General features: G+C 64.0%; 4 protein-coding genes. 3 read left to right on the forward strand and 1 reads right to left on the reverse strand.

What is annotated here, in order from left to right; translation table 11 throughout:
• Positions 1-136 (forward strand): UTRA domain-containing protein (locus tag EN750_RS29830; RefSeq protein ID WP_127398884.1); only part of this gene is annotated, 136 nt, incomplete at its 5' end.
• A gap of 142 nt (positions 137-278) precedes the next feature.
• Here EN750_RS29830 and EN750_RS29835 read toward each other — a convergent pair.
• Positions 279-623 (reverse strand): RidA family protein, encoded by a 345-nt coding sequence (locus EN750_RS29835; protein ID WP_127271894.1) that lies wholly within the window; start codon positions 621-623, stop codon positions 279-281.
• Between the two features lie 225 nt (positions 624-848).
• Here EN750_RS29835 and aztA point away from each other — a divergent pair, with 225 nt between their 5' ends.
• Both aztA and EN750_RS29845 read left to right on the forward strand, forming a co-directional pair.
• Complete coding sequence (aztA, locus tag EN750_RS29840) at positions 849-1,658, forward strand: zinc ABC transporter ATP-binding protein AztA (RefSeq protein ID WP_127322948.1); 810 nt, start codon at positions 849-851, stop codon at positions 1,656-1,658.
• The coding region (locus EN750_RS29845; protein WP_145968038.1) for a metal ABC transporter permease at positions 1,658-2,359 on the forward strand (702 nt) is incomplete at its 3' end. The genes aztA and EN750_RS29845, both read left to right, overlap by 1 nt.

A 2,359-nucleotide genomic window follows, 5' to 3' on the forward strand; every position in this document is an offset into this window, starting at 1 on the left:
CGACATCGAAGCCGGCGCGCCGTGCCTGGTGGTCGAGCGACGGACATGGAGCGCCGAACATCCGGTCACCCATGTGCGCTTTACCTACGCGGCCGAGAGCCACACGCTGGTGGCAAGGTTCAGGCCGCAGGGGTAGTCTTTCTTCACCCTCCCCCTTGTGGGGAGGGTCGGCGAGCCGGCATTGCGAAGCAATGGTGGCGAAACGGGGTGGGGGTGCGGCGCCGACCCCCACCCCGCTGCTTTGCAGCGACCCTCCCCACAAGGGGGAGGGTAAAAACTCAAATCGCGGCGGTAATAATAATCTCGACCAGATAGTCCGGGGTGGCGAGCTTTGCTTCGCCGGTGGCACGGGCTGGCGTGTTGCCCTGCGGCACCCACTTGTCCCATTCCGCGTTCATCTCGGCAAAGGTGCTCATGTCGGCCAGCCAGATGATCGCCTGCAGGATCTTGGTCTTGTCGGAGCCAGCCTTGGCCAGCAATTCGTCGACAGCCGCCAGGATGTCCCTGGTCTGCGAAGCGACGTTGCCGGTTGGCTGGCCGACCTGACCAGCCAGATAGACGGTATTGCCATGGATGACGATCTGGCTCATGCGCGGGCCGACATCGATGCGACGAATGCTCATTGGATGGTTCCTTCCTGTGACGGTTGCGCTTCTTTAGAGTCGCGGCCGGCTTGGGGCAAGGTCGCCAGGTCGAATCCCCTTGGGCCAACGGCATATGGCATGCACACACGGCAAGTTGCCCCGCGGCCGCAATTCCGCCGGATTGGCTTGTTGACTAATGTAATAACATCACATATCCAATCGGCCGCTGCCAGCAGCCGGATTTCGCCGCCTACGGATCGCAGAATGACAAATACCTGCCTGACATTCCGCGACCTGACGCTTGGCTACGGCAGCCATCCGGCGATCCATCATCTCGACGGCACCATCCGCAAGGGCTCGCTGACCGCTGTGGTCGGCGCCAATGGCTCCGGCAAATCGACGCTGATGAAAGGCATTGTCGGCGTCCTGAAGCCAATGGCCGGCGAGGTTATCCGCGCGCCCGGTGTACGTGCCGCCTATCTGCCGCAGCAATCGGAGCTCGACCGCTCCTTTCCGGCACGGGTGGTCGATCTGGTTTCGCTCGGCCTGTGGCCACGACGCGGCCTGCTTGGCCGCTACACCAAGGAAGATCGCGATGACGTCAGCAAGGCGCTGATGGCGGTCGGCCTCGGCGGCTTTGAAAAGCGCCCGATCGACACGCTGTCGGGCGGTCAGTTGCAGCGCACGCTGTTTGCGCGCGTCCTGCTGCAGGACGCCGACCTCATCCTGCTCGACGAACCCTTCAACGCCGTCGACGCCAAGACGGTCGGCGACCTCATTGCCCTGATCAAGCACTGGCACGGCGAGGAACGCACCATCATGGTTGTCGTCCACGATCTGGACCTGGTGCGGCAGAATTTCCCCGAAACGCTGCTTCTCGCCCGCCAGCCGATCGCCTGGGGCGAAACCAGGGAAACGCTGAAACCTGACAACCTGTTGCGCGCCCGCCGCTTCCACGAAGCCTGGGAAGAAAATGCACCCTGGTGCGAGCCGGGCGAGGACGCTCATGGTGACGATCACCATGGCCACGATCACCATGACCATCGACACGGCGTCGGACCGAGGGCTGCCTGATGGACATGCTTTACGGTCTTGTCATCGCGCCCTTCGCCGATTTCGGCTTCATGCAGCGGGCTTTGATCGGTTCGCTGATGCTGTCGCTCGGCGCCTGCCCTATCGGCGTCTTCCTGATGCTGCGGCGCATGAGCCTGTCGGGCGACGCGATGGCGCATGCAATCCTGCCCGGCGCGGCCGCCGGCTTCCTGTTCTATGGGCTGGAGATCCTGCCGATGACCATCGGCGGCCTGATCGCCGGCGTCATCGTCGCGCTCGGCGCCGGCGCCGTTTCGCGCTTCACCATACAGCGCGAGGATGCCTCGATGGCGGCGTTCTATCTGATTTCGCTCGCCGTCGGCGTGCTGATGGTGTCGATCCGCGGGTCCAGCGTCGATCTCATGCATGTGCTGTTCGGCACCGTGCTGGCGCTCAACGATGAGGCCCTGACGTTGATCGGCGGCATCGTCGCGGTGACGCTGGTCAGCCTCGCCATCTTCTGGCGGGCGCTGGTCGCCGAATGCCTCGACCCGCTGTTCCTGCGCTCGGTCAGCCGGCTCGGCAGTCCGGTGCATTTCATCTTCCTCGGCATTGTCGTGCTCAACCTTGTCGGCGGCTTCCAGGCACTCGGCACGCTTCTGTCGGTTGGGCTGATGATGCTGCCGGCCGCAGCTGCCCGCTTCTGGACAGCTCGCGTCGAGCCGATGTGCGTGCTGGCGGTG

This window comes from Mesorhizobium sp. M7A.F.Ca.ET.027.03.2.1 (assembly GCF_003999175.1).
Taxonomy (GTDB): domain Bacteria; phylum Pseudomonadota; class Alphaproteobacteria; order Rhizobiales; family Rhizobiaceae; genus Mesorhizobium.